Annotated in this window: 18 protein-coding genes and 4 tRNA genes; 13 read left to right on the top strand and 9 right to left on the bottom strand. The window is 45.4% G+C overall.

The features are described from left to right. Positions 1 to 55 precede the first annotated feature (55 nt). Positions 56 to 2,515 (bottom strand): glycerol-3-phosphate 1-O-acyltransferase PlsB, encoded by a 2,460-nt coding sequence (gene plsB, locus VME0621_RS24765; RefSeq protein WP_062463189.1) that lies wholly within the window; start codon positions 2,513 to 2,515, stop codon positions 56 to 58. A 284-nt stretch (positions 2,516 to 2,799) separates the two neighbouring features. On the opposite strand from plsB, the gene lexA reads away from it, so the two are divergent. The 5 genes from lexA (at position 2,800) to hemN (ending at position 6,859) form a co-directional block, all read left to right on the top strand. Next, on the top strand, positions 2,800 to 3,420 hold the full coding sequence (gene lexA, locus VME0621_RS24760) for a transcriptional repressor LexA (RefSeq protein WP_006074971.1): 621 nt from the start codon (positions 2,800 to 2,802) through the stop codon (positions 3,418 to 3,420). Positions 3,421 to 3,567: 147 nt separating this feature from the next. Next, entirely contained in the window at positions 3,568 to 4,206 is a 639-nt protein-coding gene (locus VME0621_RS24755; protein WP_062463186.1) for a class I SAM-dependent methyltransferase, read from the top strand. Further along, positions 4,206 to 4,766 (top strand): Der GTPase-activating protein YihI, encoded by a 561-nt coding sequence (yihI, locus tag VME0621_RS24750; protein ID WP_062463183.1) that lies wholly within the window; start codon positions 4,206 to 4,208, stop codon positions 4,764 to 4,766. Before VME0621_RS24755 ends, yihI begins: the two co-directional genes overlap by 1 nt. 14 nt (positions 4,767 to 4,780) lie before the next feature. Next, the gene (locus VME0621_RS24745) at positions 4,781 to 5,275 is read left to right on the top strand and encodes a DUF2489 domain-containing protein (protein ID WP_006074975.1); all 495 of its coding nucleotides are present in this window, start codon (positions 4,781 to 4,783) and stop codon (positions 5,273 to 5,275) included. 192 nt (positions 5,276 to 5,467) lie between these two features. Beyond that, positions 5,468 to 6,859, top strand: a complete 1,392-nt coding sequence (gene hemN / locus VME0621_RS24740; RefSeq protein WP_038223144.1) for an oxygen-independent coproporphyrinogen III oxidase — start codon at positions 5,468 to 5,470, stop codon at positions 6,857 to 6,859. On the opposite strand, the gene VME0621_RS24735 is transcribed toward hemN, so the two are convergent. From VME0621_RS24735 to glnA, 5 genes are all read right to left on the bottom strand, one after another. Further along, positions 6,852 to 9,413 (bottom strand): bifunctional diguanylate cyclase/phosphodiesterase, encoded by a 2,562-nt coding sequence (locus VME0621_RS24735; protein ID WP_062463180.1) that lies wholly within the window; start codon positions 9,411 to 9,413, stop codon positions 6,852 to 6,854. The two genes, hemN and VME0621_RS24735, sit on opposite strands and share 8 nt — an antisense overlap. A 176-nt stretch (positions 9,414 to 9,589) precedes the next feature. After that, on the bottom strand, positions 9,590 to 10,993 hold the full coding sequence (gene glnG, locus VME0621_RS24730) for a nitrogen regulation protein NR(I) (protein WP_062463177.1): 1,404 nt from the start codon (positions 10,991 to 10,993) through the stop codon (positions 9,590 to 9,592). A gap of 50 nt (positions 10,994 to 11,043) precedes the next feature. Then, entirely contained in the window at positions 11,044 to 12,093 is a 1,050-nt protein-coding gene (gene glnL / locus VME0621_RS24725) for a nitrogen regulation protein NR(II) (RefSeq protein ID WP_062463174.1), read from the bottom strand. A gap of 144 nt (positions 12,094 to 12,237) precedes the next feature. Further along, positions 12,238 to 12,756, bottom strand: coding sequence for a DUF4124 domain-containing protein (locus VME0621_RS24720; protein ID WP_038231141.1), 519 nt, complete (start codon positions 12,754 to 12,756; stop codon positions 12,238 to 12,240). 116 nt (positions 12,757 to 12,872) lie between these two features. Beyond that, positions 12,873 to 14,282 (bottom strand): glutamate--ammonia ligase, encoded by a 1,410-nt coding sequence (glnA, locus tag VME0621_RS24715; RefSeq protein ID WP_006074981.1) that lies wholly within the window; start codon positions 14,280 to 14,282, stop codon positions 12,873 to 12,875. Between the two features lie 510 nt (positions 14,283 to 14,792). On the opposite strand from glnA, the gene typA reads away from it, so the two are divergent. Further along, positions 14,793 to 16,625, top strand: coding sequence for a translational GTPase TypA (gene typA / locus VME0621_RS24710; protein WP_038231142.1), 1,833 nt, complete (start codon positions 14,793 to 14,795; stop codon positions 16,623 to 16,625). An 85-nt stretch (positions 16,626 to 16,710) separates the two neighbouring features. Here the strand turns inward: typA and pssA are convergent, their stop codons facing one another. Together pssA and VME0621_RS24700 are read right to left on the bottom strand one after the other, a co-directional pair. Further along, positions 16,711 to 18,051, bottom strand: a complete 1,341-nt coding sequence (pssA, locus tag VME0621_RS24705) for a CDP-diacylglycerol--serine O-phosphatidyltransferase (RefSeq protein WP_062463241.1) — start codon at positions 18,049 to 18,051, stop codon at positions 16,711 to 16,713. Between the two features lie 91 nt (positions 18,052 to 18,142). Further along, positions 18,143 to 18,574, bottom strand: coding sequence for a GNAT family N-acetyltransferase (locus VME0621_RS24700; protein WP_038231146.1), 432 nt, complete (start codon positions 18,572 to 18,574; stop codon positions 18,143 to 18,145). A 59-nt stretch (positions 18,575 to 18,633) separates the two neighbouring features. On the opposite strand from VME0621_RS24700, the gene murB reads away from it, so the two are divergent. Next, positions 18,634 to 19,668 (top strand): UDP-N-acetylmuramate dehydrogenase, encoded by a 1,035-nt coding sequence (murB, locus tag VME0621_RS24695; RefSeq protein WP_062463171.1) that lies wholly within the window; start codon positions 18,634 to 18,636, stop codon positions 19,666 to 19,668. Next, positions 19,665 to 20,624, top strand: a complete 960-nt coding sequence (gene birA / locus VME0621_RS24690) for a bifunctional biotin--[acetyl-CoA-carboxylase] ligase/biotin operon repressor BirA (RefSeq protein WP_006074987.1) — start codon at positions 19,665 to 19,667, stop codon at positions 20,622 to 20,624. The genes murB and birA overlap by 4 nt, the downstream gene beginning before the upstream one ends. Before the next feature lie 147 nt (positions 20,625 to 20,771). Here the strand turns inward: birA and coaA are convergent, their stop codons facing one another. Next, complete coding sequence (gene coaA / locus VME0621_RS24685) at positions 20,772 to 21,695, bottom strand: type I pantothenate kinase (RefSeq protein ID WP_006074988.1); 924 nt, start codon at positions 21,693 to 21,695, stop codon at positions 20,772 to 20,774. A 212-nt stretch (positions 21,696 to 21,907) separates the two neighbouring features. Here coaA and VME0621_RS24680 point away from each other — a divergent pair. The 5 genes from VME0621_RS24680 to VME0621_RS24660 all read left to right on the top strand — a co-directional run. Continuing rightward, a tRNA-Thr gene (locus VME0621_RS24680) sits at positions 21,908 to 21,983 on the top strand. 48 nt (positions 21,984 to 22,031) lie between these two features. Beyond that, positions 22,032 to 22,116: transfer RNA gene (locus VME0621_RS24675), tRNA-Tyr, on the top strand. A 35-nt stretch (positions 22,117 to 22,151) separates the two neighbouring features. Next, a tRNA-Gly gene (locus VME0621_RS24670) sits at positions 22,152 to 22,226 on the top strand. Between the two features lie 13 nt (positions 22,227 to 22,239). Then, positions 22,240 to 22,315: transfer RNA gene (locus tag VME0621_RS24665), tRNA-Thr, on the top strand. A gap of 137 nt (positions 22,316 to 22,452) precedes the next feature. Continuing rightward, the coding region (locus tag VME0621_RS24660) for a GTP-binding protein (protein WP_146159027.1) at positions 22,453 to 22,924 on the top strand (472 nt) is incomplete at its 3' end.

The following is a 22,924-nucleotide window of genomic DNA, read 5'->3' as shown; positions in this document are numbered from 1 at the left end:
AGATAGAGAATAGAACAAAGGCGCTATTGAATAGCGCCTTTGTTATTTAAGGGATTTACTCAGAAGCAGATGCGTCTTCTATAGCAGTTTCGACATCGCTTTGATGGACACTCTCTTGAATAGTTAATCTCACCTCAGGGTAGAGCAAGCTGTATAGTAGGCTAGCTAACGTTTCGGTAGCGGCGCTATCACAATTACCTTCTACATCAAGGTAGCCTTGTTCTTTCAGGGTGCTGAACAGAGCTGCAAAGGCGCCTTTATCAAAGAACTCCGGAGCATTAATGCCATGAAGACGACCAAGACGCTGGGCAATTTCTTGGCTCTTCTGTTCCAAATCACTCTTGCCTAGTTCAGGGTAGCTAGCTAGTAGATTGAGTGAAATCGCATAACGTTGAAGCGTCTCGGAAATCGTTCTACCTAGTAACATCAAGGTTTGAGTGTTGGATTGGTTCATTGAGACAAACCCTTTTTCCACCACGACTAGTTGCTGACGTTCAAGTTCTGCAACGATGCCGTCGACGGCCTGTTCCAACTCTGCCTGGTCTAGATTCAAGAACAGCTCTTTCTTGAGGAAAGGATAAAGCTTCTCCACATTGTACTTGATAGCTTCAAGTGACAATTTATGTTGGCGGATCAACATTTGTGCGATCAAAGATGGCAATGCAAACAAGTGGATGATGTTGTTGCGATAGTAGGTCATCAGAATCGACTGGTGACGATCTAGGGAAATAATGTCGCCTAAGGTATCAGATTCAATGACAAACTTGTCCAATGACTCGGCGTGAGCTACCAATTCTTCTGCTGAATCGTTAGGCAGCGTGCTAGTTTGTGAATATGGAACGTGCTTAAGCAGTGACAGATAACAATCAATCTGTGACACCAAGCTGTCACGAGATAACGCCCGTTGACGTGAGGCAAGCAAGGCTGTGGCACATAGCGTTAGAGCATTAGTTGCCGCAGCATCGTTAATGTTAGTCATCATCTTGGTCGCAAGATCGTTGACTGCAGGTACTAACCACTGTGGTTTGCTGGTGCCCATTGGATCAATGTCTTGCGTCCAGTTTGGCGCGGCTTCATTGAGATATTGATTGAGTGGAATTGGCTCACCAAAGTTCACATAGCCTTGACCAAAGTTGCGCAGTTTACGAATGGTCTTGATTACTTGGCCTGCATTCTCTTTTTCTTTGCGCTTACCACGCAGCTCTTTGGCGTAGGTGCTCACTTCCATCACATGTTCATAACCAATGTACACGGGAACCAGAGTGACAGGGCGGTTAAGGCCGCGCAACATCGCTTGAATCGTCATTGCCAGCATGCCGGTTTTTGCTTGCAGTAAACGGCCAGTACGTGAACGACCGCCTTCGCTGAAGTATTCAACGGAATAGCCTTTGGCAAATAACTCTGCCAAGTATTCACGGAAAATCGTCGAATAAAGCTTATTTCCCTTGAAACTGCGGCGAATAAAGAACGCGCCACCACGACGGAAAATAGGCCCTGCTGGGAAGAAGTTGAGGTTAATACCCGCAGCAATGTGCGGTGGTACCATGCCTTCACGGTAAAGAACATAGGACAACAATAGATAGTCCATATGACTACGGTGACAAGGTACATAAACAATTTCATGACCGTCTTGCGCTAAACGGCGCACGGTAGAAGCGTTATTGACGTTGATGCCTTGATAGAGTTTGTTCCACAGCCAATGAAGGATATGGTCGCCACTTTTTATCAGCTTATATGAGAAGTCAGCAGCAATTTCATCCATGATTTGATGAGCTTCTTTGCGTGCTTTTTCTTCACTAATATCGCTAGCTTGCGCGTAGTCTGTGATCGCTTGCTCAATCACTTGGGAGTTGAGTAAACGATGGAATAGTACTTGGCGGTTTGGCAGGTTAGGGCCAGAGGCAGCGAACTTCTGTCTTGAGAAGTGGATACGCGCAACACGCGCCAGTTTGTGAGCGATAGATTCATCCGTGCCATGTGAGTCTGCCATATAGCGTAGCGACACTACTGGGCTAAAGCGCACCATGCAGTCCCGACCTGAAGCAATAACCGCGAAGGCTTTTTGCAGACCGTTCATCGGTTGCAGGTAAGGCTTTGGTGTTTCTTCTTTACCAGGTTTACGGCCCCAAAGAACGGTGGTCGGAATAACCTGAACATCAAGTTCACGGTCTTTCTCGTGCTCTTTAAGTAAGTCAGAAAACAGTGCGATGGATTCGTTCGGAACGTTCTGGTCGCTACTAATGAGAGTTGGTCTTGAGGCGATGAAGACAAAGCGACTACGCTCTTCTCCATTGAGCACGATAGGCTCTAATGGATCCGGTAACCCAACGGCCAAGGCTTGCTCTTGTAATGCGAGCAGATCGACATTGGAGCTAAACGGAAGGGCGTACACCACAGGTTTCGTTGCATCGATATTGTGGTCTTCGATAGGGTTAGATGGAATCGCCGTCCCTTTAACCAATACCGACATTGGCAGTTTAAGAAAGGAACGGAACAGTGATTGTCCTGAAGACATAAAGGTTCACAGCCTCAATTTGTTCGAAAGAAACAATGCCTGAGAAGCGCACATACTATGAATTGTAGTGTGTTAATCCTAGGCACTATATTTAGAGCGGTGCAAGCATACCAGAAACTGGTCTTACCTTTTAATGAAAAAACTCGTTACATCCTAATTCGATGTTTTTTGCTCTGTCTGAGTTAGATATGGTGTTAAGCCGCTAAAAAAACAACCAATTGTCTTTGCAATTAAACCATTACTGGATATACTCACAGTTAACTGTATAAACAGACAGGTGAATTATGAAGCCGCTAACGCCACGACAACAGCAAGTTTTTGATTTAATCAAAAGCAAAATAGACGATGTAGGTATGCCACCTACTCGTGCCGAGATCGCGAAAGAGTTGGGTTTCCGCTCTGCGAATGCGGCAGAAGAACACCTAAAAGCTCTAGCACGTAAAAAAGCCATTGAAATTATCCCTGGTGCATCTCGAGGCATTCGTATTCTGCTTGAAGATGCTGCGAACGAAGACGCCGGCCTGCCATTGATTGGTCAAGTTGCTGCGGGTGAGCCTATTTTGGCGCAAGAGCATGTTGAAGCACACTACCAAGTTGATCCGAGCATGTTTAAACCACAAGCTGACTTTCTGCTGCGTGTTAATGGCGAAAGTATGAAGGACATCGGTATTATGGATGGTGACCTACTTGCGGTACATAAAACACAGGATGTTCGTGATGGACAAGTGGTGGTTGCACGTGTCGATGACGATGTGACGGTAAAAAGACTTGAACGCAAAGGCGCGACCGTATTGCTGCATGCAGAAAACGAAGAATTTTCTCCGATTGAAGTCGATCTAACTGCTCAGCACCTTGCTATTGAAGGGGTTGCGGTTGGTATTATTCGCAACACTGATTGGATGTAATAGCACTAAGGCAGATAAGCAAACGACTTCTCTGCCTTAAATTCTACGCGTTTTTGATGAAATTGTAGAAAAAATACCCGTCTCCACTCCCCACCGTGCTCACTTTCTGGTATGTTTCGCACCCTTGTATCGTTCAGGAGATAAATTGTGGAAGCTTGCCCACTGTGTGCGGGACTTTCTGTACACCATTATCACAGCGATAAGAAGCGAGATTACTTGCAATGTGGTTCCTGTCAGTTGGTGTTTGTACCAAGGCTGCAACGACTTGATGCGAGCGCGGAAAAAGCGATTTATGACCTTCATATCAATGATCCTAGTGATGCTGGCTATCGACGTTTTTTATCTCGACTAGTTTCACCACTACAAGAACGATTATCACAAGGCTCAAAAGGTCTCGATTTTGGCTGTGGCCCGGGCCCAACCTTGTCTTTGATGTTCGAAGAGCAAGGCTATGACATGTCGCTGTATGATTTGTACTATTATCCAGAGAGTTCGGTATTAGATAATAGCTATGACTTCGTCACAGCAACGGAAGTTATTGAGCACTTGTATGAGCCAGACTTAGTTTGGCAACAATGGTTATCGCTCATTAAGCCTGCGGGATGGTTAGGCTTAATGACTAAAATGGTGGTTGATGTGGATGCCTTTGCCAAATGGCACTACAAGAACGACCAAACCCACGTTGTATTCTTTAGTCGAGCCACCTTTGTGTATTTGGCACAAAGAGATGGGCTGGAGTTAGAATTCATTGGTAATGATGTCATTTTACTGAGGAAGCTTACGTAATGAGTCGTAAGAAAAAATCGAGAAAACCAGGCGCGAATCCAGAGCCTGTAATTGTTACACGCAACCGCACTGAATCGGATGTGGAAGGTCGCTTACGCAAGCGTTTGAAAAAGCGCAAAGGCCAGAAGTCTGGCAGTCGTCATTCAGAAGGTTCAAAAACCAAACAGGCAGGCAGCGCAGCAAAGCTAGACCCGCGTTTAGGTAGCAAGAAAAAAATCCCACTTATCGTTGATGATAAGAAAAAGCCAAGTAAACAAGAGCGTCGTTTATCTGCTGAGCAAGAACTTGAAATGCTCGAAAATGATGCACAGCTTAACGTATTGCTTGATCGTATTGAAAGCGGTGAAAACTTGGGTGCAGGTCTGCAAAAATACGTTGACGAGAAACTCGACCGAATTGAAGTACTGATGAACCGTCTTGGCCTAATGGAACCAGGGATCGAAGATGAGTCTGAATCATCTATGGTTGAAGAGCCTCGTCAGACAAAGGGCAAAGCAAGCAGCGATGCTGATTTGTTGTCTCAATTTGAAGAGCTAGACATCGACCAATTCAAGGATTAATAAAGGTAGAGCAGATGAATACCTTCACACTGTTAGCCATTGCTGGTGCCATCATTATTGTCGGCTTGGCTAGTTATGCGGGCTATTTGCTACTGCAACTTAAAAAGCAAAAGGAGTTGCAACAGCAGCATCGCGACTTGGCCATCCAAAAGCGAAATGCCAACATTTTTGAAAGCGTCGATACGATTTGTTTAGCGACGATTCAAGGGCAATGTGATGTATCAGAAGCGGCGATTAGACTCTACAACATTATGGATTACGTTCAAGGCAATGACCGTGTCGATTTTGATGAGAGCTACCCCGCGACTTCTGAGCTATATCATATCGTTAAAGATATGCCACGCGGTGATGCGCGACAAGAGATGAAAAAGCAAGACCGAATGCGGGATAACCTTACACGTCAGAAGGCAGAAGCGCGTTTGAATGACGCAATTATCGAAGAGCTTAAAGACCTTCAGCAGAAGGTTAAGCCACTGAACAATGCCATTGATATTAAGCTTGTAGGATAGCCTTTTCGTTTCGTTGGTCATGACTAGTGATCAAGCTAGCATTTTTGTTGACGATTTGAGCAAAAATGCAGTTAACGGCGCTCCCAGTCATATTCCTGTGGCAAAATAGCGCCTAGTTGACGCACCGCCAATCTGCGCTCGTTGGGTTGCGATTGGTGCGTCAAGAAACACATGTTTATTGGAAGTATTACCATGTCTCAAAGTCAATCAGAAACTAAGCAACAGATAGTCTGGGATCAAGCGATTCTCGATAAGTATAACTACTCGGGTCCTCGTTATACCTCATATCCGACCGCTGTCGAGTTCCACGAAGCTTATACCATCTCTGATTACGACATGGCGTGTACTCAATATCCAGAACGTCCACTATCGCTGTACGTTCATATTCCGTTCTGCCATAAGCTTTGCTATTACTGTGGCTGTAACAAAGTGATTACCCGTCATGCACACAAAGCCGATGAGTATCTCGATGTTATCGAACACGAAATTCGTCAGCGTGCATCATTGCTTCAGGGTCGTAAAGTGACTCAGTTGCATTTTGGTGGTGGTACGCCAACCTTCCTAACCAAAAGCCAGATCAGTCGATTGATGGCAATTCTTCGTGGTGAGTTCTTCTTCCAAGAAGGTGCTGAGATTAGTATCGAAGTTGATCCGCGTGAAATTGAGTTGGATATGTTGGACCATCTGCGCTCAGAAGGCTTTAACCGCTTGAGTATCGGCGTTCAAGACTTCAATAAAGAAGTGCAAAAGTTGGTGAATCGTGAGCAAGATGAAGAGTTTATCTTTGCCATGGCTGAGCGCGCCAAACAACTAGGTTTCCGTTCAACCAACCTCGACCTTATCTATGGTTTACCGAAGCAAACGAAACAGCGTTTTGCCGAGACTCTTGAGCAGGTTCTGACCATGCGTCCAGGGCGTTTATCGGTGTTTAACTATGCTCACATGCCAAACTTATTTGCCGCGCAGCGTAAGATTAAAGACGAGGATCTTCCTCAAGCTGAAGAAAAAATGGCGATCTTGCAAGATACTATTGCGACGTTGACTGGCGCAGGCTATCAGTTTATCGGTATGGACCACTTCGCTCTTCCTGAAGATGAATTAGCGGTTGCACAGCGTGCGGGTGAGCTGCATCGAAACTTCCAAGGTTACACGACGCAAGGTGATTGCGACCTAGTTGGCTTTGGTGTTTCTGCGATTTCTATGATTGGCGACAGCTACGCACAAAACCAGAAAGAGCTGAAAAAGTACTACGCTCAAGTGAATGATTTGAGACATGCACTGTGGAAAGGTGTAGTCCTTGATAAAGATGACTTGATTCGCCGTGAAGTGATCAAGCAGCTTATCTGTAACTTCAAGCTCGACAAAACATTTATAGAAAAGACCTTTGGCATTGGCTTCTCAAGCTATTTCGCTGAAGATATGAAATTGCTGCAAACGTTTATTGATGATGAATTAGTTGCAGTGTCAGACGATTCGATTGAAGTGACACTGCGTGGTCGTTTATTGATTCGTAATATCTGTATGTGTTTTGACAAATATCTACGTCAAAAAGCGCGTCAGCAACAGTTCTCCCGCGTTATTTAATACCTACCGGATTTTTCATTTTGGTCGTAGCGGCCTGCTGCGGCCATTGTTCTAACGGTGTCGGTCGACCATACAAATACCCCTGTGCATGATGACAGCCAAGGTCATGAACGAGCTTAGCTTGCAGTGGTGTTTCAATCCCTTCAGCCACAAGCGTAAACCCAAAGCTGCTTGATAGCTTAGTGATTGCTGCAACAACACTCTGCTCAGCATTGTCTGGAGTCAGTCTATCTACAAAGGCTTTATCGACCTTCAGGCTATTAAATGGCAGCTTGTGGAGATAGGCGAGGGAAGAATAGCCAGTACCAAAATCGTCGATAGCAATATTAACGCCAAGTGCTCTAATTTTGCTGAGGTTGCCAAGGGTGATTGGATCATTGTCAGCCAGTCGCGATTCCGTCACTTCGACAGTAAGCTGACTTGCCGGAAAACCTGCTCGTTTGAGCAGTCCTGACAATTCATCCACATAGCTTGCGCTCGCTAGTTCAATGACTGAGACATTAATGTGCAATTGAAAGTGCGCAGGTAACTGTTGTTGTTTGATAGCTTTGACAACGGTTTCGAGGCTTTTCTCTGCCATAATCCGACCAATACTGCTAATCAGTCCCGAGCCCTCCGCAATAGGAATGAAATCCAAAGGTGAAATGAATTGTCCTTCATCATCACGAAGTCGCAGTAGAGCTTCAGCACCTAAAATTTGACCATTGTCGAGTTCAATAATGGGTTGGAAATGCACTTCAAACTTTTTGTTATCAATGGCATGACGTAATGTAGCTAACAAGCGCGTTTTCTTTTTCGAACTCTCAGCCATGTCGGGGGTATAAATGCAGCAGCGCTGACAATCAAACTTTGCGTGGCTATGGGCAATGCCCGCATTTCGCAGCGTTGTGTCTGTGGTGTCCTCTTTGGTAATAGGTGCGATACCAATAGAGACCTGTAACATTAATGGCTCACCTTGCATCACGAAGGGGGCGCTGAATATCTGTCGAATTCGATGTTGATAACACAGTTGTTGCTGTGGCAGCACGTCGGGTAGATAGATGGCAAACTCGTCACCGGCAACTCGCCCTAGCACACCATTTTCAAGCAACACCCACGCTTTGAGTCTCTCTGCAATGACGGAGAGTAAAATATCACCTTGATGGTGACCTAAGCTGTCATTGATATCTCTAAATTGATTAATGCCGAGCAGCATCATACAGCCGCTGTTGCTATTCATAGCATTGCAAGTCTCAATAAAGCCTTGTCGGCTATACAGCTTGGTCAAGTTGTCACGCGTGAGCTGTTCTCGCAAAGTATGAAACGATGCTTGCAAGTGTGAGCGCATGGCGGAGAAGCTTTCTACGAGCAGCGAGATCTCTTTGATACGATTGTTTTTGGGTAATGGGTAGTCCCAAGAGCCATTAGAAATCTGTTTTGCCGCCTCAGCGGTTTCAGACATAGGCAGAATCAGTCGGTTGATGATGACGATACCGACAAGTAACCCCAGCACGCCTAAAATCAAGCCCGCTATTAGCGTTTGGTTGCTAATCATGGGTATATCGCCAAGCAGAGCGTGATTGGAGATAGACACCACAACGTACCAACTTAAATTGGTATTAGTTTGATAATGACTAACCATCACATAATGGGTGTCTCCTCGGTAAGGAAAGGCGAATAAGTGAGGTTCAGTCAGTTCGGTATTATCTAAAGTTTGATCAAGAAAGGTCAAAGCAGGATGCAAGCTGTCAGCCATTGATAGCCTTTGCCCGTTAGCATCAAGAATCGATTCATCATCGGCTTGTGCGATGAGCTGACGCTGGTTATCAATAATAAAGACTTGCGCATTATGGTCGTGTTTTAGTTCATTGAGAAAGAGACTAAAAGTATCGATCTGTACATCAACAGCAGCCACTCCAACGAAGGTTCGAATGTCTCCGTCTGAGCTAAATACCGGAGCGAGAGCAGAAATTGTCACTTCTTGTTCCGCGTCGGCGTTGGCATACAGCTTTGACCACATAGCCACGGGGTTTTCTTTGACCGGCTGGTACCAAGGGCGCAATCTTGGGTCATAAGGTTTTATGGTATCGATGACTTGAGACTGTCGGTTTTCACCTTGGTAGATATTAAGCTGCTCACCAGTATTCGCGTCCTTTACCATCAAAGAGTAACCGTTTGGGGTATGAATGGACTTTGCATTTCGTATGGCAAGGAATTCACCTAACTCGCCACCAAAACCCAATAAGTCAATTTGCGAAAACTCAGTATGAAGGGATTTAAAACTGGACAGCAAATAATCTTCGATAGCTAGGGCATCATTGGCGGAATACAGCTGATGGTATTCAATCGCATGAGCTAATGCGTCGGCCACTGCCATCGGCCTTTCAAGATAGATATCTAAGCTCTGAATCACGTTGTAGCTTAAGCTAGTAAGCTGCTTTTCACTTATCTCCAACGCAAGGTCGTCGTAGTGCTCTTTCTGTAGCCATAAAATGGTGCCGATCGAGCACAGAAACACCAAAATAAATGGTGTGATTAGGGCTTTCTTGAAGGAGATTTTCAGTAAACCTGGCATATGCTCTGATGTTGTGTGGCAACGAGCTCGCAGATAGGCCTGAGGCTTTGCCGTAACGTATTAATAATCAATAGTTATAAATCGGCCGATTGATAGAATTATTTAGGTCATTTGAGACTAAATGACCTAAATAATGGCGGTGCGTTAGGCAAGTCGATGATCTAATAAGAACTTTGTTAGTAGAGTTCTTTAAGCTTTCTAGTAAGAGTATTCCGTCCCCAGCCGAGCACTTTCGCTGCATCTTGCTTATGGCCATTGGTGTGGCTAAGAGCTGCTTCAAGCAATATACGCTCGAATTGCGGTTGTGCATGGTTAAGTATTTCTGTCTCACCAGACTCAAGGGCCTGCTGAGCCCATGAAGAGAGTAGTGACTGCCAATCCCCAGCACCGATATCAGTAATGCGTCTTGGCTCTTCTAATAACTCGGTAGGCAAATCACTTGGTAGAATTTCACTGCCGCTGGCCATTACCGTGAGCCATCGACAGGTATTCTCAAGCTGGCGCACATTTCCCGGCCAGTCGAGCTTATTTAAGATATCCACTGTGTCCGGATTAAGAGACTTGGTCTCCACACCGAGTTCTTCTGCTGCTAAAGACAAGAAATGCAATGTCAGCTTTTCAATATCCTGTTTGCGTTCTCGAAGAGATGGGATATGGATACGAATGACGTTAAGGCGATGGAATAAATCCTCGCGGAATTCGCCTTCGGTCACCAGCTTTTCGAGGTTTTGGTGAGTCGCGGCGACGATACGTACATCCACTTTGACTGCAGAGTGCCCACCGACACGATAGAACTGTCCATCGGCTAAGACGCGCAGCAATCGAGTCTGAATATCCAATGGCATGTCGCCAATCTCATCTAAGAATAAGGTCCCGCCGTTGGCTTGTTCAAAACGTCCTTGGCGCACGCTATTTGCACCAGTAAATGCACCTTTCTCATGGCCAAATAGCTCTGACTCGATAAGGTCTTTGGGAATTGCTGCCATATTGAGTGCGATAAAAGGTTTGCTAGAGCGAGGGCTATGGCGATGTAAGGCGTGCGCGACAAGCTCTTTACCCGTACCTGATTCACCATTAATGAGCACAGAAATGGAGGAACGAGATAAACGGCCAATCGCTCGAAACACTTCTTGCATAGCGGGTGCTTCACCAATTATTTCCGGTGCATCAGCTGCGATCACCTCTTCCTGCGAAAGGGCACTTTTCTGCTCTAGGCTGTGAGTAATAGCGCGCTCGACCAGAGTGAGTGTTTCATCAATATCAAAAGGTTTAGGTAGGTACTCAAAAGCGCCTTTTTGGTAGGCGTTTACCGCCGCATCGAGATCAGAGTGTGCGGTCATTATGATGACTGGTAAATCTGGGGCGCTTTCTTGAACTCGATTAAGCAGCTCAATGCCATCAATACCGGGCATACGGATATCGGACACCAATACATCCGGTGTTTCCCGCTCCAATGCCATTAGCACGCTTTCTGCATCAGCAAATGTCTCGCATTTGATATTTGCTGATGAAAGGGTTTTATCCATTACCCATCGTATTGAGCTGTCGTCGTCGACGACCCATACATATCCTTTACTCATAGCCAAACTTCCTTACAGCAAGCCATATTAAGTCCTCTTTCTCCTTGAGGCTAAATAGGCAGATAAATAGTAAAAATGGTGCGACCGGGCCAACTTTCTACATCTATTTTTCCATTATGTTGGTCGATCAAATTTTGCGAAATGGACAGCCCAAGACCCGTTCCGCCTTCTCTGCCGCTTACCATGGGGTAGAACAGCGTATCTTGGAGTTCGGCCGGAATGCCGGGGCCATTGTCAATGATCTCTATCCGAGCAGCGAGTTTATGGCGCTGTCCGTGAATATTGGCTTGATGCACAGTGCGCGTGCGCAAGGTGATTTGCCCATTATCTTGTTGTTTTAATATTTGCGCGGCATTACTGGTAATGTTCAATAACGCTTGTTCGATTTGGTCGGTATCCATCAAGATCGGCGGTAGACTAGGGTCATAGTCTCGCTCTATGGTCAGGCTGGTTCCTGCATCAAGCTCTACCAACTGACGTACCTTTTCTAAAATGAGGTGCAGATTTTCTTCTTTTTTCGTTCCTGGACGTTGTGGCCCAAGAAGCCTATCGACCAGCGCTCTTAATCGGTCTGCTTGTTCAATGATGATATTGGTGTACTCATTAAGTGAGGGATCAGGCAACATCTTTGATAACAGTTGTGCCGCTCCTCGCAGGCCACCAAGTGGGTTTTTTATTTCATGAGCGAGACCTCTTACCAGCAACTTTGCAGCTTGTTGCTGAGCATGCTGGTTGAGCTCCTGAGTTAGCCTTTTTTGTTGACCAATCTTACGCATTTCTACCAAAAGCATCAGTTCCTTATTCCAAGATAAGGGGCTAACGGTCACCTCTAATAACAGCGGTTTGCCATCAACAACTAAAGTGACATCGCTATCGGTAATACTTTGACCACTTTGTAGAGGCTGGGTTAGCAAGGCCAAGTCTAGAGAAGCGTGTTGAATAAACTGAGAAAGGTGGCAATTAAGCAGTCTCTTGGAACTTTGCGAGAACAATTGCTCTGCGGCAGGGTTAGCGTATTGAACTGTTAATCCCTCATTGAGCATCAAGGTCGCCGTTACCACATTATTGAGTATTGCACTGGTGAGTTCACAGTTTGCCACACGCTATCCTTAATCGATTTTGCATTGCGTTGCTCTATGATGGTGCGCTGCACGCAATGTCTTTTGTTTATGCACTAAAATGGTGCATTGATAATTCCAAGTATGGCGCAATTTTTTATAGAGTAAAAGCGTAAACGCTGATGGCTATGGCGATTGCACCGATGCACGATGTAAATGCACTGTTATCGTATTGGACGATGCAATAACCTTGCCGTTTTGTTGCGCTTGAATGGTTAGGGTGTGAGTTCCTCGGTCAATGGCGGTTAATGACCAATGAGGAGTAGTTTTCGGTGCACCATATACCTTGCCATCGAGAAGAAGCTGCAGCTTGGCTGTGACGTGAAGTTTGCCATCTATGTGACCAATAACATCGAAATTACCAGCGTTGTTGCGAATGGTGGCATCGTGAGTAGGAGTGCGGATACTCACTTTTAGCCTGATAGGCTTGGGTGTTGGTGTTTCTGAGAAAGAATTTGTTGCTGGGGATACTTCATTGCTGGAGTAAGGGGCGGGAGGCTCAGGCAACACAATTAACAACGATTGAGGGTTAGCAGGATGATCACTGAAGTGCTGCACACCTTTTTCATCGACCCAGGTGTAGATCTCTATACTCCAAGTTAGAGGACTCAGGATACACAGTATCAATATCAGGGCAGATTTCATGTTAGCGGAACCTTGCTTTACTTAAGAGCCTTGATGGTAATGCTGCAAGAAATAACACGGACATAAAAAAGGCCCGCCTGCGAGGCGAGCCTAATAATTGGTTGTAAACCTTTGAATTATACTGAGTAGTATAGTTCGAACTCAAGTGGGTGAGTTGTCATGTTTACTTTCTCTACGTCTTGAGACTTAAGATCGATGTAAGAATCGATAAAGTCATCAGAGAATACACCGCCAGAAGTTAGGAACTCACGGTCAGCGTCTAGACACTCTAGCGCTTCTTTTAGTGAGTAAGCCACTGTTGGGATCTCTGCTGCTTCTTCAGCTGGTAGATCGTAAAGGTCTTTGTCCATTGCTTCACCTGGGTGGATCTTGTTCTTGATACCGTCAAGACCAGCCATAAGCATTGCAGCAAAGCATAGGTATGGGTTTGCTGATGGGTCACCGAAACGTAGCTCGATACGACGCGCTTTCGGGCTTGGTACCACTGGGATACGGATAGAAGCAGAACGGTTACGTGCAGAGTAAGCAAGCATAACTGGCGCTTCGAAGCCTGGTACAAGACGCTTGTACGAGTTAGTTGATGCGTTAGCAAATGCGTTGATTGCTTTAGCGTGCTTGATAACACCACCGATGTAGTAAAGCGCCATTTCAGATAGGCCGCCGTACTTGTCGCCAGCGAATAGGTTAACACCGTCTTTCGCTAGAGATTGGTGAACGTGCATACCAGAACCGTTATCACCTACTAGAGGCTTAGGCATGAATGTCGCTGTCTTACCAAATGCGTGAGCAACGTTGTGTACAACGTACTTGTAAACTTGGATTTCGTCCGCTTTAGCCGTTAGCGTGTTGAAACGAGTAGCGATTTCGTTCTGACCCGCTGTTGCTACTTCGTGGTGGTGAGCTTCAACAACTTGACCCATTTCTTCTAGAACTAGACACATTGCAGAACGGATGTCTTGAGAAGAGTCAACTGGAGCTACTGGGAAGTAACCACCTTTAACGCCTGGACGGTGACCTTTGTTACCACCTTCGAAGTCAGTACCTGTGTTCCAAGCCGCTTCTACGTCGTCAATCTTGAAGAATGAACCAGACATGTCTGTTGCGAATTTAACATCGTCAAATAGGAAGAACTCTGGCTCTGGACCAACAAGTACAGTATCTGCAATGCCAGTAGAACGTAGATAGTCTTCTGCGCGCTTAGCGATTGAACGTGGGTCACGGTCGTAGCCTTGCATTGTTGCAGGCTCAAGGATGTCACAACGAATGTTCAGAGTTGCATCTTCAGTGAATGGGTCTAGAACTGCGCTTGCCGCGTCAGGCATCATTACCATGTCTGATTCGTTGATGCCTTTCCAACCAGCAACTGATGAACCGTCGAACATTTTGCCTTCTTCAAAGAAGTCTGCATCTACTTGGTGTGCAGGGATAGAAACGTGCTGCTCTTTACCCTTAGTGTCTGTAAAGCGTAGATCTACGAATTTAACTTCGTTCTCTTGGATCAGCGATAGAACATTTTCTACTGACATCTTGGAAAACCTCCAGTGTTATTAAAGCGGTTAAGTACTCGATTAGTGTTAATCGGCATTGATTAACGTCTGCTTATTGAAGTGCGTTAATCGATGCTGATTTTACTAAAGCTAAAACCGTGCCAAAAAATAAATCCGTTATTTTTCATGTTGTTACAAAATTACTCATCATAATGGAGCAAGATGATGCACCAAAATGATCATTGAATGCACTTTTATGGTGCAATGTTAAATTTCTGCACCAAGTTGAATCAATGATGCCATACATTCAGCATGGTTTTTGAATCGGTGTCAACTGCAATCCTACGATGCGCAGATCGACTGCGCTAAAATAGTGAATTTGGCGCTAGCGCCCGATATTTACGGCAAAACTAGCTTAAACCGACTATGTTTAAGCAAGATTTCAACGAAGAAGATCACAACTCTCGTAATTTCTGGTATATTGCGGGCGTTTTTTTAATCGAGTCAGCGGCTATCGTGCGGCGACTCTTGACTGAGTGAAAGAAATCTATGTCAACTCCACAGATTGATAAGTTAAGAAACATTGCGATTATCGCGCACGTTGACCACGGTAAAACTACCCTTGTTGACAAGCTACTTCAGCAATCCGGTACTCTAGAGTCTCGCGGTGAAACTGAAGAGCGAGTTATGGACTCGAATGATATCGAAAAGGAACGTGGTATCACGATCCTTGCTAAAAACACAGCGATCAACTGGAATGATCACCGTATCAACATCGTAGATACTCCGGGACACGCGGACTTCGGTGGTGAAGTTGAGCGTATTATGTCGATGGTAGACTCTGTACTGCTGATCGTTGACGCTGTAGATGGTCCGATGCCGCAAACTCGCTTTGTAACGCAAAAAGCATTTGCACATGGCCTTAAGCCTATTGTTGTTATCAACAAAATCGACCGCCCAGGTGCTCGCCCTGATTGGGTTATGGACCAAGTATTTGACTTGTTCGACAACCTAGGTGCATCTGACGAACAATTAGACTTCCAAGTAGTTTACGCATCAGCGCTAAACGGCTGGGCAACGTTGGAAGAGGGCGAAGAAGGCGAGAACATGGAACCATTGTTCCAAGCTATCGTTGATAACGTTGAAGCACCTGCTGTTGACCCAGAGGGTGCACTGCAAATGCAGATCTCTCAGCTAGACTATAGCTCTTACGTTGGTGTTATCGGTGTAGGCCGTGTGACTCGTGGTACGGTTAAGCCGAACCAACAAGTAACGGTTATCGGTGCTGATGGTAAGACTCGTAACGGTAAAGTAGGTACGGTTTTAGGTTACCTAGGCCTTGAGCGTCACGAAGTTCAGCAAGCAACTGCAGGCGACATCATCGCAATCACTGGTCTTGGCGAGCTAAAAATCTCTGACACTATCTGTGCACAGGGTGAAGTGGAGGCGCTACCAGCGCTGTCTGTTGACGAACCAACGGTAACCATGACATTCCAAGTAAACACGTCTCCATTCGCAGGTAAAGAAGGTAAGTTCGTGACTTCACGTAACATCCTTGAGCGCCTAGAGAAGGAACTGGTACACAACGTAGCACTACGCGTTGAGCAACTGGATGATCCAGATAAGTTCCGTGTATCTGGTCGTGGTGAACTACACCTATCTATCCTGATCGAAAACATGCGTCGTGAAGGCTTTGAGCTAGCGGTTTCTCGTCCTGAAGTTATCATCAAAGAAGAAGATGGTCAGAAGCAAGAACCATACGAAACTGTAACTATCGACGTAATGGAAGAGCACCAAGGCAGCATCATGGAAGCTATCGGCTTACGTAAAGGTGAGCTAACGGACATGGCTCCAGATGGTAAAGGTCGTATTCGTATGGACTTCATGATGCCATCTCGTGGTCTAATCGGTTTCCAAACTGAATTCATGACACTAACGTCTGGTTCTGGTCTTCTATACCACACGTTCGATCACTACGGTCCATTCAAGGGCGGTGAGATTGGTCAGCGTGTAAACGGTGTACTTATCTCGAACGGTGCTGGTAAAGCGTTAACGAACGCACTGTTTAACCTACAAGAGCGCGGCCGTATGTTTATCGGTCATGGTATTGAGGTTTACGAGGGCATGGTTATCGGTATCCATAGCCGTGACAACGACCTAACGGTTAACCCGCTTAAAGGTAAGCAGCTAACTAACGTTCGTGCTTCTGGTACTGATGACGCACAGGTTCTTACTCCGCCAATCATTATGACTCTAGAGCAAGCACTTGAGTTCATCGATGATGACGAGCTAGTAGAAGTAACACCTGAAAGCATCCGTATCCGTAAGAAGTTCCTTTCGGAAAGCGATCGTAAGCGTGCAAGTCGCGAAGCTAAGTCTTAATTGATTTAGATGAGATGTAAAAAAACCAGCCGCGAGGCTGGTTTTTTTGTGTTTGCTTTTTCGAAGACGTTACAGGTTGAATAACTTAAAGTAACTGTTTCAATACTCTATCAGCTTGAACTCGAGTAATTTTCTTTAGCAGTTTTTGTACAGGCGCTGGATAGTTTTCCACTTTTTCCAACTGCTTATAGGTACAGATTAACTGGGTGTGTTCAAGGATGTTTTCCACCTCTGCCTCAAACTTGTCGACAAGATGCGAGTAATGGTCCTGAATCAAAATGGCATTCTCTAAATCCAAGCTCCAAGCTCGTGGATTTAGGTTGTTGCCTGTAATCAGCATATAACGCTTATCGACCCAAATGCCTTTTAGGTGGAAGCTGTTGTCATCATGTTTCCATAGGCGAATGCACAGATTGCGACTCGCGATATGTGCTTCGTTAGCTTTAGCAAAGCGACGCAGATTCATTTCATAGAGGTAAGGCAAACCACCAATGGTTTTGAAGTCTTCCTCTGGAGAAATGTAGAAGTCGTTCGCCGTCTTATCACCCACCACGATTTTCACTTTAACACCGCGTTTCAGGGCACGCTTGATTTCTTTTGCTACCGACTTAGGGAAGTTGAAATAAGGGGTACAAATAAAAATCTCGTCTTTAGCACTAGCTAATAGCTGATTGATGCTTTGGTTAAGCTTGTTACGACGCTTACCAATACCAACAATAGGTGTCACTGCTACTTGGTGCTCATTACTCGGCTGAGCGTTAAATTGATAACGTGCCTGAGACAGTGAACCACGTAGCTGCCGGATTTCTGCCTTAATATCTTTTGTCGTTGGCTTTTCTGGCAATGACAGGTCGTTGACGGCAGGATTGGCAATCAGTTCGTTTGCAACAAACTGAGCCATACTATTTGCTAGTTCAGAGTTGTTCAGAACATGGTAGCGGTCGAATCGGTAACGCTCATCGTAATTTAAGTAGATGTTGTTAAGACTAGCGCCGCTGTATATCACTTTATCATCGATAATAAAGCCTTTAAGGTGCAAGACCCCAAATACTTCTCTGCCACGCACTGGAATACCGTAAACAGGAACGGCATGCTCGTGATTTTGTCTAAACTCGCGATACATCACTGCGTTGCCATCAGACTGGTCTGCGCCAATCAGACCACGTTGTGCACGGTGCCAGTCAACACAAACGGCAATATCGAGAGCCGGATTCTTTTGCTTTGCTTGATAAAGTTCAGTCAGGATTTGGCGTCCAGCGTCATCATCTTCTAAATACAAAGCGACTAGGTAGATTCTTGATTGTGCTTCGCGTATCGCTTGAATTAAATACTCGCGATAATCTTTGGCGGAATACAATACATCCAATGCATTGGGATCCTGCGCGATTGAGGGAAGCTGTTCAAAAGAGTTCCTAAGAGCCATCATATGAGGGACTGTACCTTTGGTCATTGCAAAATTGCGAACCTAGAATTTTACCAAACTCTTGCCCTAAATGGGTAGTAAAGCGTTGATAAGTTTAACGGGGATCAATGTATCGCATAGCTGCCAGTGCTTTTCCGCCGTGAATATAACGAGAAAACAGTTGCTTAAGAGGACCTGGTAGCTCTTCTTGGGCAATCACTTTAAAGCCATGTTGCCCATAAAATCCCTGTAAATGTTCTAGCGCAAAACAAAAATCGTTGTTGGTCAGCTCATTTTGTCGCAGTTGTGCCATGAAATGATGACCGACACCTTGTTGTCGGAAGTCTGGAAGAACCAGCATGCCGGTCATCAATCGATACTGCTCGATGGTGCGAAATCGTACGAGGGCACAGAGGCTGTGGCCTTGGCTAAGAGTGAGAATACGTTCATCACTTTTTGGTTTGCCAGCTGGGTAGTGTGCTTTATACAGTTTTTTGGCAATCGGCAGTTTAATGGGGTCTAGCATACCGAATTTTAACGTATCCATAGCCAATGCTCGTCTCAAAAGGATAGAATAGCGGCAGTGTAAGCCATCAATGAACGCCCATGCAAACTGAAAACAATGCCCAACTTCGCCCATTTCACACCTTTGGTATCTCACAGCAGTGTCAGGTGCTAGTAGAAGCTGAATCGGTCGACGACCTAATTGCGATTTACCAAAACCCAGACTGGCAAGCGCTACCTAAACTAATGTTAGGTAAGGGCAGCAACATGTTATTTACGGAGCCTTATCAGGGCGTTGTTATCATTAATCGATTGCAAGGTATTTCGTACTCCAGCTCTGAGACTGAACACCTTTTGCATGTATCAGGGGGTGAAGACTGGCCGAGTTTGGTTGAATGGTGTGTAGAGCAGGGGTACGCTGGCGTTGAAAATTTGGCTTTAATCCCTGGCTGTGCTGGTAGCGCACCTATTCAGAATATTGGTGCTTATGGCATAGAGCTTCAGCAAGTATGTGATTATGTGGAGTACCTTTGTTTAGACAGCTATACCATAAAGCGGCAGTCTAATAATCAATGTCGTTTTGGTTATCGTGACTCCATTTTTAAGCACGAGCTGAAAGATAAGGCGCTCGTGACCGCCATTGGCCTTAAGCTAAATAAAACATGGCAGCCTATATTAAGTTATGGTCCGTTACAGTCTCTTGACCCAGATACGACCACGCCAAAAGAAGTGTTTGATGTGGTCGTAAAAGTGAGAAAAGAGAAACTGCCTGATCCTACTGTGACTGGTAATGCTGGGAGTTTCTTTAAAAACCCGATTGTCAGTATCGAACAGTATGAAACGCTCAAAGCGCAATACCCAGCGCTAGTGGCTTATCCATCGAGTGACAAGATGAAGTTGGCTGCTGGTTGGCTTATCGATCAGTGTGGTCTGAAAGGGCATACTCAGGGTGGGGCCATGGTGCATCCTAAACAGGCTCTTGTATTGGTGAATGCCAATAATGCCAAGGCGGAGGATATTGTTAACCTTGCCGCTTATGTCCGCGACTGTGTGCTGAAGAAATTTAATGTAGAGCTTGAGCATGAGGTACGCTTTATGGGTGCTCAACAAGAAGTGTATTTAAAGGACTTGCTATGAGAGAGCATCATGTGAAATTGGCGATTTTAGAGCAGCTTTCTCAAGGCGGATTTCATTCGGGTGAGATGTTGGGTGAGCAGCTAGGTATTTCTCGTGCCGCTGTCAGTAAGCACATTAAAGGCATTCGTGATTGGGGGGTTGATATCTTTCGCGTTCAGGGGAAAGGCTATCAACTAGCGGCTCCTATGGAACTGTTGTCCAAAGAGAAACTATCGCGAACTGTTACCTCACCATTTGAGTTGATTCCTATTATCGACTCTACCAATCAATACTTACTCGACAAACAAAACAGCTTAGAGTCGGGTGCGGTGTGCATTTCTGAGTACCAGTCTAAAGGCCGTGGCCGCCGTGGCCGCCAATGGGTATCACCATTCGGTAGTAACCTTTATCTCTCCATGTATTGGAAGTTAGAAGCAGGAATGGCAGCGGCGATGGGGTTGAGTCTGGTGATTGGCGTGGCGATAGTTGAAGCCTTGGAACAACTTGGGATTGATGGTGTAAAACTTAAATGGCCGAATGACCTGTATTTTAATGACAAGAAGTTAGCCGGCATTTTGGTTGAAATGTCAGGCCAAGCTGGTGGCGCGGCAAACCTAGTCATGGGTATGGGTATGAATCTAAATATGAGTGAACAAGTAGAAGGCATCGATCAGCCTTGGACCTCACTCAATGAAGTGGCAGACAAACCATTTAGCCGTAACGATTTGGTGGTAGCCTTTATCAAGGCTTGGCAGAACGCTCTAGAAGATTACGAAATGTGTGGCTTACACGGTTTTGTTGAACGTTGGAATCGTCATGATAACTTTTTGGATCGAGAAGTTCGTCTGGTGATGGGCAATCGAGACATTCAAGGTATTGTGCGCGGCATTGATGCCACTGGCGCCGTTTTGCTGGAAACAGAAGCGGGTATTCAACCATTTATTGGTGGTGAGATCTCTCTGCGTAAACTGAACTGATGTGGCTTAACTTATCACTAATTTAGCAACTTCACTTACTGCATCAAATATTGTTACCACACTAGATATTGTCACCACACCGCATGTTGTCATCCCTGCGTAGGCAGGGATTTACCTTTGGCGCACATAACCCCTCATCAAAACAGCCTACTTCCTCAAATAAACCGTCTCAACATTATGATCTTTACCTTTCTGTAAAATCAATTGAGCTCGCTCTTTGGTTGGCAAGATATTCTGCACTAAGTTGATCCCATTAATCGATGCCCAAATATTCTTCGCTTTAGTTTTTGCTTCTTGTTCATTTAACTGGGTATAGTGGCTGAAGTAAGAGCCAGGCTTAGTAAAGGCGCCTTGGCGGAATTTCATAAAGCGCTGCACATACCAGTTTTCAATGCGTTCACTGTCTGCATCGACATACAAAGAAAAATCGAGAAAATCAGAGATAAACACGCGATGTGGATCGTGAGGGTAGTCCATGCCACTTTGCAGGACATTGAGACCTTCGATGATTAGCACGTCAGGTAGGTCGACGACTTTCTGCTCATCAGTAATATCGTAAGTTAAGTGTGAATAGACGGGAGCGACAACGTTACGCTTACACGCTTTGACATCGGAAACAAACTGCACCAAGCGACGCATATCATAGGACTCGGGAAAGCCCTTTTTCGCCATTAACCCTTTTTCTAACAGTACCTTATTAGGATGAAGGAAACCGTCAGTCGTAATAAGCTCTACCTTAGGATGGTTTTCCCAGCGACTGAGCAAGGCTTTTAGCAAGCGAGCCGTGGTACTTTTCCCGACCGCAACACTACCAGCAATACCAATGATGAATGGTGGCGTATGGTCACTTTGTCCCAAGAACTCTTGAAGAACGGAGTTGCGACTCTGTCTCGCGGCAACGTACAGGTTAAGCAGACGAGAAAGAGGCAAGTAAACATCAGTGGCTTCCTGTATCGTCAGGTTTTCATTAATACCCTGAAGCTCTTTCAGATCATCTTCTGTTAATGTCATAGGGACAGCGTTGCGAAGTGCAGACCACTGCTCGCGACTAAATGACATAAAAGGGCTCATAACTCACCTAACTTAAGGTTTCCATACACGTAGAGTGCTGAACATACCTGAACAAAGGGATAAATCAAATATTTCATGCGACACAGCGTGCGTAATTCCCCGAAATGTGTACAAAAAGTCGTCAAAAAGGAAGAATGTGTGAAAAAACGAAATTTTTTTTGATTTAACGGTTGCATCAGCAAGATTCATTCAATAGAATGCGCTCCACTTATGCCGACTTAGCTCAGTAGGTAGAGCAACTGACTTGTAATCAGTAGGTCACCAGTTCGATTCCGGTAGTCGGCACCATTTTCACTTTGCCTAGGGCAATGATGACGAAAATGGTAAGTAAAATTTGGGGGGGTTCCCGAGTGGCCAAAGGGAGCAGACTGTAAATCTGCCGGCACTGCCTTCGATGGTTCGAATCCGTCCCCCCCCACCATATTCTTTAGGGAATAGCTCTCAGAGTTACGTGTTGCGGGCATCGTATAATGGCTATTACCTCAGCCTTCCAAGCTGATGATGCGGGTTCGATTCCCGCTGCCCGCTCCAACTCATATAGAGTGCTGATATAGCTCAGGTGGTAGAGCGCATCCTTGGTAAGGATGAGGTCGGCAGTTCGAGTCTGCCTATCAGCACCAGCTCTCAAAGCAATATTTCCTTTTGATACTTTCTTTTGCCTCAACTATGTTTAGAGGCTAAGAGAAGCTTTATTACCAAGATTTTTTGGTTGCGTGGTCTTCAAAGCCACCTAAATCCGTACCTAGAGGGACAACTCATGTCTAAAGAAAAATTTGAACGTACGAAACCGCACGTAAACGTTGGTACTATCGGCCACGTTGACCACGGTAAAACAACTCTAACAGCTGCAATCTGTACTACTCTTGCAAAAGTGTACGGCGGTGAAGCGAAAGACTTCGCATCTATCGATAACGCTCCAGAAGAGCGTGAGCGCGGTATCACAATCGCAACTTCTCACGTTGAGTACGATACTCCAACTCGTCACTACGCACACGTAGACTGCCCAGGACACGCGGATTATGTTAAAAACATGATCACTGGTGCTGCGCAAATGGACGGTGGTATCCTTGTAGTTGCTGCTACTGATGGTCCAATGCCTCAAACTCGTGAGCACATCCTACTAGGCCGTCAGGTTGGTATCCCTTACATCATCGTATTCATGAACAAGTGTGACATGGTTGATGATGAAGAGCTTCTAGAGCTAGTTGAAATGGAAGTTCGTGAACTTC

It is taken from the genome of Vibrio mediterranei (assembly GCF_900088415.1).
GTDB lineage: Bacteria > Pseudomonadota > Gammaproteobacteria > Enterobacterales > Vibrionaceae > Vibrio > Vibrio mediterranei.
The sequence above is the reverse complement of the archived record's forward strand: the minus strand, read 5'-3'. Positions and strand labels throughout refer to the sequence as shown.